This window comes from Marinobacter sp. R17 (assembly GCF_003789045.1).
GTDB lineage: Bacteria > Pseudomonadota > Gammaproteobacteria > Pseudomonadales > Oleiphilaceae > Marinobacter_A > Marinobacter_A mangrovi.
In genome coordinates this window covers 110,228-126,687 of the sequence record NZ_RHGZ01000005.1, presented here as the reverse complement: position 1 = coordinate 126,687, position 16,460 = coordinate 110,228, and the positions used below count along the sequence as shown (strand labels likewise).

General features: G+C 61.6%; 15 protein-coding genes and 1 riboswitch. Of the genes, 13 read left to right on the top strand and 2 right to left on the bottom strand.

Annotated elements, in window-relative coordinates:
• The first annotated feature begins 19 nt into the window (after positions 1-19).
• The 13 genes from atpE to EB809_RS05680 all read left to right on the top strand — a co-directional run bounded on the left by atpE (position 20) and on the right by EB809_RS05680 (position 15,236).
• On the top strand, positions 20-259 hold the full coding sequence (gene atpE, locus EB809_RS05740) for a F0F1 ATP synthase subunit C (RefSeq protein WP_008940031.1): 240 nt from the start codon (positions 20-22) through the stop codon (positions 257-259).
• Between the two features lie 47 nt (positions 260-306).
• The gene (locus EB809_RS05735) at positions 307-777 is read left to right on the top strand and encodes a F0F1 ATP synthase subunit B (RefSeq protein WP_123633862.1); all 471 of its coding nucleotides are present in this window, start codon (positions 307-309) and stop codon (positions 775-777) included.
• 12 nt (positions 778-789) lie between these two features.
• Positions 790-1,326 (top strand): F0F1 ATP synthase subunit delta, encoded by a 537-nt coding sequence (locus tag EB809_RS05730; RefSeq protein WP_123633861.1) that lies wholly within the window; start codon positions 790-792, stop codon positions 1,324-1,326.
• A 28-nt stretch (positions 1,327-1,354) separates the two neighbouring features.
• Positions 1,355-2,899, top strand: a complete 1,545-nt coding sequence (atpA, locus tag EB809_RS05725) for a F0F1 ATP synthase subunit alpha (protein ID WP_123633860.1) — start codon at positions 1,355-1,357, stop codon at positions 2,897-2,899.
• A gap of 75 nt (positions 2,900-2,974) precedes the next feature.
• On the top strand, positions 2,975-3,841 hold the full coding sequence (gene atpG / locus EB809_RS05720) for a F0F1 ATP synthase subunit gamma (RefSeq protein WP_123633859.1): 867 nt from the start codon (positions 2,975-2,977) through the stop codon (positions 3,839-3,841).
• A 54-nt stretch (positions 3,842-3,895) separates the two neighbouring features.
• The gene (gene atpD / locus EB809_RS05715) at positions 3,896-5,287 is read left to right on the top strand and encodes a F0F1 ATP synthase subunit beta (RefSeq protein ID WP_123633858.1); all 1,392 of its coding nucleotides are present in this window, start codon (positions 3,896-3,898) and stop codon (positions 5,285-5,287) included.
• Positions 5,288-5,325: 38 nt separating this feature from the next.
• Positions 5,326-5,745: a F0F1 ATP synthase subunit epsilon gene (locus tag EB809_RS05710; protein ID WP_123633857.1), complete on the top strand. Its 420-nt coding sequence runs from the start codon at positions 5,326-5,328 to the stop codon at positions 5,743-5,745.
• Positions 5,746-5,902: 157 nt separating this feature from the next.
• The gene (gene glmU, locus EB809_RS05705; protein WP_123633856.1) at positions 5,903-7,270 is read left to right on the top strand and encodes a bifunctional UDP-N-acetylglucosamine diphosphorylase/glucosamine-1-phosphate N-acetyltransferase GlmU; all 1,368 of its coding nucleotides are present in this window, start codon (positions 5,903-5,905) and stop codon (positions 7,268-7,270) included.
• Positions 7,271-7,294: 24 nt separating this feature from the next.
• Entirely contained in the window at positions 7,295-9,127 is a 1,833-nt protein-coding gene (gene glmS, locus EB809_RS05700) for a glutamine--fructose-6-phosphate transaminase (isomerizing) (RefSeq protein WP_123633855.1), read from the top strand.
• A gap of 95 nt (positions 9,128-9,222) precedes the next feature.
• Positions 9,223-9,316: riboswitch (glycine riboswitch) on the top strand.
• A 169-nt stretch (positions 9,317-9,485) separates the two neighbouring features.
• Complete coding sequence (locus EB809_RS05695) at positions 9,486-10,730, top strand: D-amino acid dehydrogenase (protein WP_123633854.1); 1,245 nt, start codon at positions 9,486-9,488, stop codon at positions 10,728-10,730.
• A gap of 483 nt (positions 10,731-11,213) precedes the next feature.
• Complete coding sequence (nhaB, locus tag EB809_RS05690) at positions 11,214-12,719, top strand: sodium/proton antiporter NhaB (RefSeq protein WP_123633853.1); 1,506 nt, start codon at positions 11,214-11,216, stop codon at positions 12,717-12,719.
• A 103-nt stretch (positions 12,720-12,822) separates the two neighbouring features.
• A complete protein-coding gene (locus EB809_RS05685) occupies positions 12,823-14,310 on the top strand; it encodes a SulP family inorganic anion transporter (RefSeq protein ID WP_123633852.1) in 1,488 nt (495 codons plus the stop codon).
• Positions 14,311-14,384: 74 nt separating this feature from the next.
• Positions 14,385-15,236: a universal stress protein gene (locus tag EB809_RS05680; protein ID WP_123633851.1), complete on the top strand. Its 852-nt coding sequence runs from the start codon at positions 14,385-14,387 to the stop codon at positions 15,234-15,236.
• Here EB809_RS05680 and EB809_RS05675 read toward each other — a convergent pair.
• Entirely contained in the window at positions 15,223-15,522 is a 300-nt protein-coding gene (locus EB809_RS05675; RefSeq protein ID WP_123633850.1) for a hypothetical protein, read from the bottom strand. The two genes, EB809_RS05680 and EB809_RS05675, sit on opposite strands and share 14 nt — an antisense overlap.
• Positions 15,519-16,430 carry an esterase/lipase family protein gene (locus EB809_RS05670; protein WP_123633849.1) on the bottom strand — a complete coding sequence of 304 codons (912 nt, stop codon included), beginning with the start codon at positions 16,428-16,430 and terminating at the stop codon, positions 15,519-15,521. Before EB809_RS05670 ends, EB809_RS05675 begins: the two co-directional genes overlap by 4 nt.
• Between the last annotated feature and the right edge of the window lie 30 nt (positions 16,431-16,460).

Genomic DNA, 16,460 nt, shown 5'->3' with positions numbered 1-16,460 from the left:
ATTAACGGGAGATAAAAAAGTGAGTGAAGCACAAGCTCTGATCATACTGGCAAGCGGTATTCTGATGGGTCTGGCAGCTGTTGGCGCCGCCATCGGTGTAGGTATCCTGGGTTCCAAGTTCCTGGAAGGCGGCGCACGTCAGCCGGAACTGATCCCGATGCTCCGTACCCAGTTCTTCGTTGTTATGGGTCTTGTTGACGCGGTTCCGATGATCGGCGTTGGTCTGGGGCTCTACATCCTGTTCGTTGTTGCAGGCTAAGCACCGAAGTTGACCACCTAATTCATTCCATTTAGTGGAGAAGCGGTGTGAGTTTTAACCTTACATTTATCGGTCAAATGATCGCGTTTGCCGTATTTGTATGGCTCACCATGCGGTACGTGTGGACTCCGATCACGAAGGCCATGGAAGAACGGCAGAAGAAAATTGCCGATGGCCTGAGCGCGGCTGACCGCGCCAATCGTGATCTGGAGCTGGCGCAGGAAAAAGCGGCCCAGGAACTGCGTGAAGCCAAGCAAAAGGCAGCCGAGATCATCGATCAAGCGAACAAGCGGTCGGCCCGTCTGGTCGACGAGGCCAAGGAAAACGCACGCGTCGAAGGCGAGCGGATTCTGGCCCAGGCCAGTGCCGAGATCGAACGGGAACAGAACCGTGCGAAAGAAGCACTGCGCGCGGAACTGGCTTCGTTGGTCATCACCGGTGCAGAGAAGATCCTGGAAACCTCTGTCGACGCCAAAGCTCACAGCGAGATGCTGGACAAGCTGTCTGCGCAACTGTAAACGGGGTTTGACATGGCAGAGTTGATAACGCTAGCCCGGCCGTACGCGAACGCCGCGTTTGCGATTGCGCAGGATACCGGCACGCTCGAAGAGTGGTCGGACATGCTGGCTTTCGCGAGTGCGGTGGCGAATGACCCACAGGCGAAAGCCATGATGGCGCATCCGACCCTTCCGGACGAGCAAAAAGCATCGGCATTTGCCGATTTCTGCGAGGGTAAATTGTCAGAGCAGGGGCGCAACTTCATCGCGCTGCTGGCTGAAAACAAGCGATTGCCCCTCTTGCCGGAAATCAATGCCTTGTTTGAAGGACTGCGGGCGCAACTGGAGAGTTCCGTCAGCGTTGAAATGGCGTCTCCGTTCGAGGTATCGAGCGATGAAGAAGCCAAACTGGTGGAAGCACTCTCCCGTAAGCTAGGCCGCAAAGTGAACCTGTCTACCACTACGGATAAGTCGCTGATTGGTGGAGTTTTGATTCGCGCGGGCGACGTCGTCATCGATGCCTCTGTACGAGGCAGGCTCGAGAAGCTGGCGGACGCGATAGGTTCCTGATTGCAGATAACGGTTTGAGGATAAAGGCATGCAGCAACTGAATCCATCCGAGATCAGTGACATCATCAAGAAGAGAATCGAAAAGCTCGATATCTCTTCCGAAGCACGTAATGAAGGCACCATCCTGTCGGTTTCCGACGGTATCGTGCTGATCCACGGTCTCGCCGACGTTATGTACGGTGAGATGATTGAATTCGACAACGGCATTTTCGGGATGGCGCTCAACCTCGAGCGTGATTCCGTCGGTGCGGTTGTCCTGGGTGACTACGAAGGGCTGGCCGAAGGCCAGAAGGTGCGTTGCACCGGTCGTATCCTGGAAGTTCCGGTTGGCGAACAGCTGCTGGGCCGGGTTGTCGACGCCCTGGGTAACCCGATCGACGGCAACGGCGATCTGAACGCCGAGCTGACCGCTCCGATCGAGAAGGTCGCGCCGGGTGTTATCGCCCGTCAATCCGTCGACCAGCCGGTCCAGACCGGTCTGAAAGCCATCGACACCATGGTGCCGATCGGTCGCGGCCAGCGTGAGCTGATCATCGGTGACCGCCAGATCGGTAAGACCGCGGTGGCGATCGACGCGATCATCAACCAGAAAGACAGCGGCATCAAGTGTATCTACGTTGCCGTTGGCCAGAAGCAGTCTTCCATTGCTGCCGTCGTGCGCAAGCTGGAAGAGCACGGTGCCATGGACCACACCATCGTGGTCGCTGCCGGTGCCGCCGATCCGGCCGCCATGCAGTTCCTGGCGCCGTACGCCGGTACTTCTATGGGTGAGTACTTCCGTGACCGCGGTGAAGACGCGCTGATCGTGTTTGACGATCTGTCCAAGCAGGCTGTGGCGTATCGCCAGATCTCCCTGCTGCTGCGTCGTCCGCCGGGCCGTGAAGCCTACCCGGGTGACGTTTTCTACCTGCACTCACGTCTGCTGGAGCGGGCTTCCCGCGTCAATGCCGATTACGTGGAGCAGAAGACCAACGGTGAAGTGAAAGGCCAGACCGGTTCCCTGACCGCGCTGCCGATCATCGAAACCCAGGCCGGTGACGTGTCTGCATTCGTACCGACCAACGTGATCTCGATTACCGACGGTCAGATCTTCCTGGAAACCAACCTGTTCAACTCCGGCATCCGTCCGGCGATGAACGCGGGTATCTCGGTTTCCCGGGTCGGTGGTTCGGCCCAGACCAAGATCATGAAGAAGCTGGGTGGCGGTATTCGTCTGGCCCTGGCTCAGTACCGCGAACTGGCGGCGTTTGCCCAGTTTGCGTCTGACCTGGACGACGCGACCCGCAAGCAGCTCGAGCATGGTCAGCGTGTCACCGAACTGATGAAGCAGAACCAGTACAGCCCGATGTCCGTGGCTGAGATGGGCACGGTTCTGTACGCAGCGAACGAAGGTTTCCTGGACGACGTTGATGTCGACAAGGTCGTGGCTTTTGAAGCGGCCCTGATGGACTGGATGCGCACCGAACAGGGTGAGCTCCTGGCCAAGATCAACGAAAAAGGCGATTACAACGACGAGATCGCCTCAGGCCTGAAAGCTGCACTCGAGAAATTCAAGACCACTCAGACCTGGTAACAACAGACGGCCCGCCCACCCGGCGGGCTCTGTTGGTTTCGGGCTCGAGTGTCTAACTTGAAAAGGCAGTGAGTTATGGCCGTCGGAAAAGAAATACGTAACCAGATCTCCAGCATCAAGAGCACGCAGAAGATCACCAGCGCCATGGAAATGGTGGCGGCGAGCAAGATGCGTAAGGCTCAGGAGCGTATGCAGGCGACTCGCCCGTACGCGGAAAAGATGCGGCAGGTTATCAGGCACATTGCCAAGGCCAATGCCGAGTATACGCACCCGTTCATGATCGAGCGCGACGTCAAGCGCGTGGCGTACATCGTGGTGTCCTCGGACCGTGGTCTGTGTGGTGGCCTGAACATCAACGTGTTCAAGACACTGGTCCGCGAAATGCGGCAATGGAAGGAAAAGGGCGTTGAGACTGATCTTTGCGCCATTGGCCAGAAAGGCGCGTCCTTCTTCCGGAACTACGGCGGCAACGTCGTCTCCGCACTGACCCAGTTGGGCGATACGCCCAGCGCCGACAAGCTGATCGGCTCCGTCAAGGTCATGCTGGATGCGTTCCAGGACGAAAAGATCGATCGCCTGTACCTGGTCAGCAACGAGTTTGTGAACACCATGACCCAGAGTCCTACGGTGGAACAGCTCCTGCCCTTGCCCAGGGACACTGATGAAGAAGACGTCAAAAAGAGCCAGTGGGATTACATCTACGAGCCGGATGCACGGCCGATTCTCGATGGTCTTCTGACACGTTACATCGAATCTCAGGTTTATCAGGGTGTGATGGAAAACCTGGCCTGCGAGCAGGCTGCACGGATGATTGCCATGAAGAGCGCGACCGATAACGCGGGCAACATCATCGACGATCTGCAGCTGGCCTATAACAAGGCTCGTCAGGCCGCGATCACCCAAGAGATTTCGGAAATCGTGAGCGGCGCAGCCTCGGTCTGATGACCCCACGATCCAACTGGTTTTATTGACTTTAAAGATAACGAGGAACTGAGCATGAGTAGCGGACACATCGTTCAGATCATTGGTGCGGTTATCGACGTGGAGTTTCCGCGCGATTCCGTCCCCAAAGTGTATGACGCGCTGCTGCTTGAAGGTGGTGAAACAACTCTGGAAGTCCAGCAGCAGCTGGGCGACGGCGTTGTACGGACCATTGCCATGGGCAGCACCGAAGGTCTCAAGCGGGGCCTGAAGGCAGAAAACACCAACGCCCCGATCTCCGTCCCGGTCGGTACCCAGACTCTGGGTCGGATCATGGACGTGCTGGGTCGCCCGATCGACGAAGCCGGCGAAATCGGCGAAGAAGAGCGCATGCCGATTCACCGCAAGGCGCCGGGTTACGCGGATCAGGCTGCTTCTGCGGACCTGCTGGAAACCGGCATCAAGGTCATCGACCTGATCTGCCCGTTTGCCAAGGGCGGTAAGGTTGGCCTGTTCGGCGGTGCCGGTGTTGGTAAGACCGTCAACATGATGGAGCTGATCAACAACATCGCCAAAGAGCACTCCGGTCTGTCTGTTTTCGCCGGTGTTGGTGAGCGTACCCGTGAGGGTAACGACTTCTACTACGAAATGAAGGACTCCAACGTTCTCGACAAGGTGGCAATGGTCTATGGCCAGATGAACGAGCCCCCCGGGAACCGTCTGCGTGTGGCACTGACCGGCCTGACCATGGCCGAGAAGTTCCGTGACGAAGGCCGTGACGTCCTGCTGTTCGTTGACAACATCTACCGTTACACCCTGGCCGGCACCGAGGTGTCTGCACTGCTGGGCCGTATGCCGTCCGCGGTGGGTTACCAGCCGACCCTGGCCGAAGAGATGGGCCAGCTGCAGGAGCGGATCACTTCCACCAAAGACGGCTCCATCACGTCTGTCCAGGCGGTCTACGTACCGGCGGATGACTTGACCGACCCGTCTCCGGCAACCACCTTCTCGCACCTGGATGCGACCGTGGTACTGAGCCGTGACATCGCTTCCAAGGGTATCTACCCGGCGATCGACCCGCTGGATTCCACCTCTCGTCAGCTGGATCCGCTGGTGATCGGTCACGAGCACTATGACGTGGCCCGTGGTGTGCAGACGGTTCTGCAGCGCTTCAAGGAGCTCAAGGACATCATCGCGATCCTGGGTATGGACGAACTGTCAGAAGAAGACAAGCTGACCGTTGCCCGCGCCCGTAAGATCGAGCGTTTCCTGTCCCAGCCGTTCCACGTTGCTGAAGTCTTCACCGGCGCACCGGGTAAATACGTGCCGCTGAAAGAAACCATCAGCAGCTTCAAGGGAATCCTGAACGGTGACTATGACGACATGCCCGAGCAGGCGTTCTACATGGTCGGTTCCATTGAAGAAGCCGTTGAGAAAGCGAAGGAAATGAAGGCCAAAGAGAAGTAAGAGGCCCCCTTTTCCTGACTGATCAAAGAGGCTAAGAAATGGCTATGACCGTACATTGTGATGTCGTCAGTGCTGAACAGAAGATCTTCTCCGGACTGGTTGAGCTGCTGATTGCCGCCGGTTCGGAAGGGGATCTCGGTATCGCACCGGGACACGCGCCACTGCTGACGGCACTCAAGCCGGGTCCGGTTCGCCTGATCAAGCAGGGTGGCGAGGAGGAAATCCTCTACGTGTCCGGGGGCTACCTGGAGGTTCAGTCTTCGGTCATCACGCTGCTGGCCGACACCGCCATCCGCGCCAAAGACGTGGATGAAGCGGCCGCCCAGGAAGCTCAGCGTGAAGCCGAGAAAGCACTGGCGAACCAGACCAGTGAGTTCGAGTACAGTCGTGCTGCCACCGAGCTGGCCGAAGCGGCCGCCAAGCTGAGAACCATCCAGCAGCTGCGGAAGAAACGCTAAGCCGCCACCGGCGCTACCGTACAGGCAACTCTGAAAGCCGCCTCCCGACATAACGACCGATCCGGCCCGTTATCGAGGGATGCGGCTTTTTTAATTCAGACCCATCAGGCCGTGGCCGACGGATCGCCGCCACGACACCCAAGGAACCGATCGTCCTATGACCCATCCCCTTCACGTCGTCATTCTCGCCGCCGGCCAGGGCTCGCGCATGAAATCGCGGCTGCCCAAGGTGCTGCATGCCGTGGCCGGCAAACCGATGTTGCACCACGTCATCGAGACCGCCCGGGCACTGGGCGCCAGTGGCATCCATACCGTGATCGGGCATGGGGCCGAGCAGGTCAGGGCGGCGACGCCGGCTGACGACATCCAGTGGGTGCTGCAGGAAGAGCAACTGGGTACCGGTCACGCCGTGGCCCAGGCCCTGCCCAATGTGCCGGATGACGCCCGGGTGCTGGTGCTGTATGGCGACGTGCCCCTGCTGGATGCCGCCACCCTGGGCCACCTGGCGGATCAGGTCAGTGATTCGGCGATCAGCCTGCTGACGGTGGCGTTGGACAATCCGGACGGTTACGGTCGGATCCTGCGGGACAGCGGCGGCAACGTTCAGGCGATCGTCGAGCAGAAGGACGCCAGCAGCGAGCAGCTGCGCATCCAGGAAGTGAACACGGGCATCATGGGGCTGTCGGCCCGGCACCTGAAAGACTGGCTGCCGCGTCTGTCCAACAGCAACGCCCAGGGGGAGTATTATCTGACGGACGTTATTGCCATGGCCGTGGCCCACGACGTGGCGGTGAAAGTGGCGCATCCGGCGACGGCGTTTGAAGTGCAGGGCGTCAACAACCGGATTCAGCTGGCCGAATTGGAGCGCTGGTACCAGGCCGAGCAGGCGCGACAGCTGATGACCGCCGGTGCCACCCTGCTGGATCCGGCGCGTCTGGACGTCCGCGGCACCCTGCAGACGGGCCAGGATGTGGTGATCGACGTCAATGCGGTGTTTGAAGGACGCGTAGTGCTGGAAGACGATGTCCACATCGGCCCCAACTGCTTTATCCGTGACGCGGTGATTCGCAGCGGCGCGCGCATCGATGCCAACACGGTGATCGATGGTGCCGATGTGGGCGCGCATGCCCAGATCGGGCCGTTCGCCCGCCTGCGCCCGGGTACGGAACTGGCCGAAAACACCAAGGTGGGCAATTTCGTCGAGACCAAGAAGGCCAGGGTCGGCCAGGGCTCCAAGATCAACCACCTGAGTTATGTCGGCGATGCCGTTCTGGGCCGGCACGTGAATGTGGGTGCAGGGACCATCACCTGCAATTATGATGGGGTGAACAAACACCTGACGCAGTTGGGCGACGGCGTATTCGTGGGCTCCAACACGGCGCTGGTGGCGCCGGTCTCGGTCGCGGATAATGCCACCATCGGTGCTGGCTCGACCATCACCCGGGACGTTGAAGCGGACGAGCTGGCCGTGGCCCGGGGACGTCAGCGTAATATCCAGAACTGGCCCCGGCCCGAGAAGAAGTAACTCCAGGAACGACAGGACAAGATTATGTGCGGAATTGTAGGTGCGGTGTCACAACGGGATGTGCCGGCCATCTTGCTGGAAGGACTGCGGCGACTGGAATACCGCGGCTACGACTCGGCCGGTATGGCCATCCTCGGCGAGGACGGGGCCCTGCAACGGGAACGGGAAGTCGGCAAGGTCCAGGCCCTGGCCGAAGCGCTGGAAAAGTCCGAGCCCCAGGGTGTGGTCGGCATCGCTCATACCCGTTGGGCCACTCACGGTATCCCGTCCCAGCTGAACGCCCATCCGCACATGTCCGGCGAACGCCTGGCGATTGTCCACAACGGCATCATCGAGAACTACCAGATCCTGCGCGACCGACTGAAGGACGAGGGCTTCTCTTTCAGCTCCCAGACCGACACCGAAGTCGTCGCCCACCTGATCGAATCCTATTTCCGCCAGTCGAAGGACCTGTTGTCCGCCGTCAAGACGGCCGTGGCCGAACTGCATGGCGCCTTCGCCCTGGCGGTCATGCACGCTGACGATCCCGACCGTATCGTGGTCACCCGCCGCGGCAGCCCGCTGGTCGTCGGTGTTGGCATCGGTGAGAACTTTATCGCGTCGGACCAGTTGGCCCTGCTGCCGGTGACCGACAGGTTCATGTTCCTGGAAGAGGGCGACATCGCCGAGATCCGCCGGGATGCCGTGCGCATCTGGGACGCGGATGAGCAGGAGGCCGAGCGGCCGGTGTCGCGTTTCGAGCATTCGATCGATTCCGCCGACAAGGGCGAGTATCGCCACTTCATGCTCAAGGAAATCCACGAGCAGCCGCGGGTGATCCAGGCCACCATGGAAGGCCGGTTAACCGATTCCCGCGTGCTGGAACAGGCTCTGGGCACCGAGGCCGGCAACCTGCTGGCCGGTATCCGTCACGTCCAGATCATCGCCTGCGGCACCAGTTACCACGCCGGTATGGTGGCCCGCTACTGGATCGAGGAACTGGCGGGGATTCCCTGCTCCGTGGAAGTGGCATCCGAGTATCGCTACCGCCACCATGTGGTCCAGCCCGACACCCTGTTCCTGACCATTTCCCAGTCCGGCGAAACCGCCGACACCCTGGCGGCCCTGCGCCAGGCCAAGGCGGCGGGCTTCCGTGCTGCGCTGGCAGTCTGCAACGTCCCCGGCAGTTCCCTGGTGCGGGAATCCGACCTGGTCATCATGACCCAGGCGGGGCCGGAAATCGGGGTCGCCTCCACCAAGGCCTTCACCACCCAACTTACCGCGCTGCTGATCTTCACCCTGGCGCTGGCCCGGCATAACGGCCTGGACAGCGAGAAGGAAGCCGACATTGTCCGGGCACTGCGCGAGGTGCCGCGGCAGGTGGATCAGGTGCTGTCCCTGGATGGCCGGATCGCCGATATGAGCCGGGCCTTCATGGAAAAGAGCCACAGCCTGTTCCTCGGCCGGGGCGCCATGTTCCCGGTGGCCCTGGAAGGGGCCCTCAAGCTCAAGGAAATTTCCTACATCCACGCCGAGGCCTACCCGGCCGGCGAGTTGAAGCATGGCCCGCTGGCCCTGGTGGACAGCGAAATGCCGGTGGTCACGGTGGCGCCCAACAACGCCCTGATGGAAAAGCTCAAGTCCAACCTGGAAGAAGTCCGGGCCCGCGGTGGCGAGCTGTTCGTCTTTGCCGACGACCAGTCGGGACTGCATGAGGAAGACCACGTGCACGTCATGTCGATTCCGGAAGTGCACCCGATCACGGCCCCGATCGTCTACACGGTGCCGTTGCAGCTGCTGTCCTACCACGTGGCCGTGCTCAAGGGCACCGACGTGGACCAGCCGCGCAACCTGGCCAAGAGTGTGACGGTGGAATAGAGACCGGCTCTCCGGGCCACTGGCCCGGCCTGCAGTTTGTGGGCCGGGCGGTTTTTGCTATTATGAACGTGCGGTCATATGTAGACCGCATTGATAATGTGTGGGCGGGAGAGATCGATCCCCAGCGGGATCGGCGCCGAAGGAGCAACAGCCCCGGAAACTCTCAGGCAAATGGACCGCCCCCACAAACACTTTCCGAAGAGCTGCCGGTGACAGCGTCACCCGGCACACCGAAGGAGCAAGCGGCCGCTTGCACGATTGCGGCTCGTGAATCTCTCAGGTTCCGTGACGGAAGGGGTGCTTTCAACCACATTCAGGTTGAAAGGCGACCTCTGACGCCGGAAAACTGGAGAGTCTCATGAAAAGAGTAGCCGTTATTGGTGGTGGTATCACGGGCGTGACCACGGCGTATTCCCTGGCCAAACGTGGCCTCGACGTGACCCTGTACGAGAAAAACCGTTACGCGGCAATGGAAACTTCCTTTGCCAACGGTGGACAGTTGTCGGCGTCCAACGCCGAGGTCTGGAACAACTGGCAAACCATTATCAAGGGCCTGAAGTGGATGATGCGCAGCGATGCGCCGCTGCTGGTCAACCCCAAGCCGTCCTGGCACAAGATGAGCTGGTTCGCCGAGTTTATCGCTGCCATTCCGCAATACGCCCACAACACCACGGAAACCACCCGCATGGCGATCGCCGCCCGCGAGTACCTGTTCGACTGGGCGCGCAGCGAAGGCATCGACTTCGACCTGAAAAAGCGCGGCATCCTGCACATCTACCGCAATAAGTCCGGCTACGACCACGCGGCGGAAGTGTCCAAACTGCTGGCCGCCGGCGGCCTGGAACGTCGTGCCGTCACCCCGGACGAGATGCGTTCGATCGAACCGACCCTGGCCGGCGACTACTATGGCGGCTTCTTCACCGAGAGCGATGCCACCGGTGATATCCACAAGTTCACGTTTGGTCTGGCCCAGGCGATCGAACGGCTGGGCGTGACCACCCGCTATGGCTATGCGGTGGAGGATCTGGGAGCCGACGCCAACGCCGCCTGGGTCCGGTCCAGCGACGGCGAGCAGCAAGACCAGCAAAGCTATGACGGTGTGGTGATCTGCGCCGGCGTCGGCAGTCGGGCCCTCGCTGCCAAGCTGGGGGATCGGGTCAACATCTACCCGGTGAAAGGCTACTCCATCACCGTTCACCTGGACGATGCCGATTCCCAGGCCTCAGCGCCCGACGTCAGCCTACTGGACGACGAAACCAAGATCGTCACCAGCCGCCTGGGCGACGATCGCTTCCGGGTAGCGGGCACGGCGGAATTCAACGGCTACAACCGGGACATCCGCGCCGATCGCGTGCGCCCGCTGACCCGCTGGGTGGAAGAATGCTTCCCTGGCATCAGCACCCGCCGCGTCGTGCCTTGGGCTGGCCTGCGGCCCATGCTGCCTAACATGATGCCCAAAGTGGGCCAAGGGAATCTGCCCACGGTGTTCTACAACACCGGTCACGGCCACCTGGGCTGGACCCTGTCCGCGATCACGGCGGAAATGCTGGCCGACAGCGTCGAGGCGGCCGGCACCGCACATGCGGTGGGCGTTACCCACTAGCGCCTGTTTTACATCGCCGGAGGCCGTCCCGAATGGGCGGCCTGTCGGTGCGTGACGGCCCGGGTCATGGCACCCGTGGTCGTTATCTTGTCTTCTCGCGCCTGTGCCTTCAGCCGTCGCCATGCCTGGCAAAGCGACGAGGCCGAGCCGGCCATCCGGGTTGCGCACTCGCTCATAATCGTTCTCCAGTCACTGATCTGCCCTCCAGAGCATGGTCCAGAAAATGATTAAAGACAAATGAAAATCATTTACATTTGATTGATGTCAAGGTGCCCGCCCGCCACGTGGGTGGCTGAAGCCGCAAAAATCCCGTCTTTTCGGAGGATTGGGTCGTCGGAAACAGCGAAGGGCGCCCAGACTTTGCTACTATCGGGATAACCGGCGACGAGGCCGGTTGGTTCACGGCAGGGATGCGCGACCCGTCGCAGGCCAATGCGGCCACCTTCCCCTGTCACAAGAATCCACCGACGTAATGACAACCCTATGCCTTCCACTCTCTTTGCCGGCCTGCGCGCCAATTTCCTGGGCAACGCCCCGACCTGGTACAAGCAGGTCATCCTCCTGTTCCTGGTGATCAATCCGCCGATTTTCTGGTGGCTGGGTCCGGGGTTGGCCGGCTGGCTGCTGGTGGCCGAGTTCATTTTCACCCTGGCGATGGCGCTCAAGTGTTACCCGCTGCAGCCCGGCGGCCTGCTGGCCATCGAGGCGCTGGCGATCGGCATGACCACCGCCGATGACGTCTACCTGGAAATTCTGCACAACCTGCCGGTGATCATGCTGTTGATGTTCATGGTGGCGGGCATTTACTTCATGAAGGAGCTGCTGCTGGTGACCTTCACCCACATTCTCATCGGGGTACGGTCCAAGGTGCTTCTGGGCTTGCTGTTTTCGCTGGCGGCGGCGTTCCTGTCGGCGTTTCTCGATGCGTTGACCGTTACGGCGGTGATCATCAGCGTGGCGGTGGGCTTCTTCTCCGTGTACCACAAGGTGGCTTCCGGCAAGGGCTATCACCACGACGACCACAACACCGGCTCCGATGACGGGGTTATCGAGTTGCATCGGGAAGATCTGGAAGTCTTCCGCGCTTTCCTGCGCAGCTTGCTCATGCACGGCGCGATCGGCACCGCGTTAGGCGGCGTCGCCACCATGGTGGGCGAGCCGCAGAACCTGCTGATTGCCAAGGAAGTGGGCTGGAACTTCGTCGAGTTCTTCCAGCGCATGGCACCGGTCAGCATGCCGGTGCTGGTGGCGGGGCTGCTGACCTGCGCGTTGCTGGAGAAAACCCGCTGGTTCGGGTACGGCGCCCGACTGCCCAAACCGGTCCGTCAGGTGCTGGAGGAGTTTGCGGCTAACGAGCAGGCGCGCCGTACCCCGGCGGATCGGGCCCGGCTCTGGGTACAGGCGGTCGCGGCGGTGATCCTGGTGCTCGGCCTGGCTTTCCATGTGGCCGAAGTGGGGCTGATCGGCCTGCTGGTGATCATCCTGATTACCGCGTTTACCGGGATCACCGAGGAGCACCAGATCGGCCGGGCGTTTGAGGAGGCGCTGCCGTTCACCGCCTTGCTGGTGGTTTTTTTCGCGGTGGTCGCGGTCATCCACGAGCAGCACCTGTTTACACCTGTGATAAACTACGTGCTCGCTTTGCCGGTGTCCCAGCAGCCGGGCATGTTCTTCGTCGCCAACGGCCTGCTGTCCATGATCAGTGACAACGTGTTCGTGGCGACGGTATACATCAGCGAAATCAAGCAGGCCCTGGAAGCCGGCGATATCTCCCAGCCCCATTTTGAGCAGCTGGCGATCGCCATCAACAGCGGGACCAATCTTCCCAGTGTGGCAACGCCCAACGGCCAGGCGGCTTTCCTGTTTCTGTTGACGTCCGCGATCGCCCCACTGGTGCGACTGTCCTACGGGCGCATGGTGCTGATGGCGTTGCCGTATACCCTGGTGCTGGGCGGCGTGGGCCTGCTGTGCGTCGTGTACCTGGTCTGACGCGGCCGAGGCTCCCAAATATTGGTTGACTGACACGGCTCTCGAACGAGAGCCGTGTTTTTTTGTCGGCCTGCAACAACGCTGAATTCAAAGGTCTTCCTCAATGCTCTCTTCCATCAAGAAGCACTGGTTTTCCAACACCCGGGCGGATGTCCTCGCCGGTATCGTGGTGGCGCTGGCGCTGATTCCCGAGGCGATTGCCTTCTCCATCATCGCCGGTGTCGATCCCCGGGTCGGGCTCTATGCCTCGTTCTGTATCGCGGTGGTGATCGCCTTTGCCGGTGGTCGGCCCGGCATGATTTCAGCCGCCACCGGGGCCATGGCCCTGTTGATGGTGACACTGGTGAAGGATTACGGCTTGCAGTACCTGCTGGCCGCGACGCTGCTAACCGGCGTCTTCCAGATCCTGTTCGGCTTCCTGCGGCTGGGCTCGCTGATGCGGTTCGTCTCCCGCTCGGTGGTGACCGGCTTCGTCAACGCGCTGGCGATCCTGATTTTCATGGCCCAGCTGCCGGAGCTGACCAACGTGACCTGGCACGTCTACGCCATGACCGCGGCCGGTCTGGGCATCATCTACCTGTTCCCGCTGGTGCCCAAGGTGGGCAAGGTGATTCCCTCGCCCCTGGTGTGCATCATCCTGCTGACCATCGTGTCGATGGTGTTGGGCCTGGACGTGCGCACGGTAGGCGATATGGGCGACCTGCCCGACACCCTGCCGGTGTTCCTGTGGCCAGACGTGCCACTGAACCTGGAGACCCTGTGGATCATCCTGCCGTACTCGCTGCCCATGGCGGTGGTGGGGCTGCTGGAGTCGCTGATGACCGCGACCATCGTGGACGACCTGACCGACACCTCCAGCGACCGCAACCGGGAGTGCAAAGGGCAGGGCGTGGCCAACATCTTCTCCGGACTGCTCGGCGGCATGGCCGGTTGCGCCATGATCGGCCAGACCGTGATCAACGTGAAATCCGGCGGCCGCACCCGGCTATCGACGCTGGTGGCCGGCACCTTCCTGCTGTTCATGGTGCTGGTGCTGCAGGACTGGCTGGTGCAGATCCCGATGGCGGCGCTGGTGGCGGTCATGATCATGGTCTCTATCGGGACGTTCAGCTGGGATTCGGTGCGCAACCTGCGCCGGCATCCGCTGTCCACCAACCTGGTGATGCTGGTCACCGTGTGTGTGGTGGTGGCCACCCACAACCTGGCGTTGGGCGTGTTCGCCGGCGTGTTGCTGGCCTCGCTGTTCTTTGCCAACAAGATCGGCCGGTTCATGGTAGTCACCCCGTCACTGGATGAGAGTGGCCAGACCCGCACTTATAAGGTGGTCGGCCAGGTGTTCTTCAGCTCCACCGAAAAATTCCTGGCGGCGTTCGACTTCAAGGAGGCTGTGGATAACGTGGTCATCGACCTGAGCCGTGCCCATTTCTGGGACATCACGGCGGTCGGCGCGTTGGACAAGGCAGTGATCAAGTTCCGCCGGGAAGGCGCGGACGTGGAGGTGATCGGCCTGAACGAGGCGAGCGCCACCATCGTCGACCGGTTTGCGATCCACGACAAGCCCGAAGCCGCCGATCAATTGATGGGGCACTGATGACGGCTGTCATGCAATCAGGGCAAACTGTTCGTACGGAAACATCAATAATAAAGCGAGGGGGAGACGGTTCCATGTCCCAAGTTGTAGCCTGCATCGATGGCTCCCGGTCCACGACGGCGGTGTGCGATTACGCCGCCTGGGCCAGTCAGCGCCTGGATGCGCCGCTGACCCTGTTCCACGTGCTGGATCATGCCCGTTACCCCACCGAACCGGACCTGGCCGGCAGCATCGGCCTCGGCAGCCGCGAGCACCTGTTGGAAGAGCTGGCCGAGCTGGACCAGAAGCGCAGCAAGCTGGCGCTGGAGCAGGGCCGGCACATGCTGGATGCGGCGGAGACGCGGGTCCGCGAAGATGGCGTGTCAGACATTCGCCAGCGTCAGCGTCACGGCGATCTGGCCGAGAGCCTTTTGGACATTGAACAGGACACCCGCCTGCTGGTCATGGGCCTGCATGGCGAGAGCAGCACCGATCGGGACATCCACATCGGCAGTCAGTTGGAAACCGTGATCCGCACCCTGCATCGCCCGCTGTTGCTGGTGCCGGATGAGTTCAGCACGCCGCGCAGCGCCATGCTGGCGTTCGATGCCAGCGAAACGGCGCGAAAAGGCATCGAACTGCTGTCAAACAGCCCGATTTTCAGGGATTTTCCGCTGCATCTGGTGATGGTGGGACCGGACACCAGTGACCGCCGGGCCCAATTGGACGAGGCGAAAGACAAGCTGTTGAAAGCGGGCTGCAACGTGGAAGTGGCCATCCGCGCCGGCGACGTGGAACCGACCCTGCACGCCTACCAGGCGGAACAGGACATCGACCTGCTGGTGATGGGGGCGTATGGCCATTCCCGGATCCGCCAGTTCCTGGTGGGCAGTACCACCACCAGCATGCTGACCACCACCCAGACGCCGGTGCTTATTCTTCGCTAGGCGCCCTCTCCTCGGGCGCCGGGGACCGAACCCACTGGTTGAGTCCCCGCGCGCCCAGCGCCACGCCGCGGTAGCTCAGCGCTGCAATTCCGTGATGGATTCGGCGCACCGGCTCGCTGAACGGCCGGGTCACCGGAATCCGGGCCAGCACATCGAACGTTTCGTCGGCGATGGATCGATGCACCCCTTCCAGCCGGCGAGCGGTGACTTCGGCGCTGGCGCTGGCCAGATCGGCCACGCCCCGCCACCAGATTCCGGGGCTCTCCGATGGCTGTGTCGTCTTCATCGTAACCAGTCCTCCAGTTGGGCCAGCACCGCCGGGTGATGGGCCAGCCGAATATGATCGATCCCCGCCAGCGTGGCCTGATCCGTCAACTGCCAGCCCGGCTGGCGATGCCCGCGGGCGCTGTCCTCATGCACCAGTGCGTCGCCGAACAGCCAGTTGGCCGGATTGGCCCGATGCCGGCCCAGCAAGCCGCAGATCGCATAGTGTCGGGCCGTCGCCAGCAGCGGCGGTTGTTCCTCCGGCTGGTCGGTGATCTGGCCGCGATTCAGGTTGCGAATGCCGACACTGCGCAAATCGATCACGTCGCCGATCGCCTTCAGGTAGTCCCGGGGCAGGGCCTGCAGCACACCGGCACCGCCCTGCGCCAGACGCGCCAGCCAGGCGCCATCGTGGGGTGAGCCCAGGTAGACGCAGCTGTCGACGGTCCGTATCCAGTCATAGCCGGCAGCTTCCCCGTAATGACAGGCACTGCGGATCAGCAGTCCGCCCATGCTGTGGCCGATCAGCACCAGGTTTTCCACAGGCACCGGCCAGGCGGCGACCAGGGCGTCCAGTTGCTGGGCCAGCGCCCGACCGTTGTCGGGAATGGCGCGACCGGTGTTGTAGCGCAGGCTGAGGGGTTCGGCGCCCAAGCCTTCGCAGAGTGCGGTGGCGTAGTTGGTGCCGGGTTGCCCCGGAAAATCCCAGATGGACTCCAGCTCGGTCAGGCCATGGACCAGGAGTACCAGGCTGCGCCGGGGCGCCTGACCGTCCTGTATCAGGTCATCCAGTACCAGGGGCCGGCCGTGACGATAGAGCTGCATGTCGATCGCCAGCGGATTACCGCGACTGGCCAGCCAGTCACCCAGCAGCCCGCTGAGGATGGCCGACGCCTGATGCTGCCAGTGGGCAAGCGGGGAGGAGGGCATGGCAGTGACTCGCGTTGATGATTTAATAAT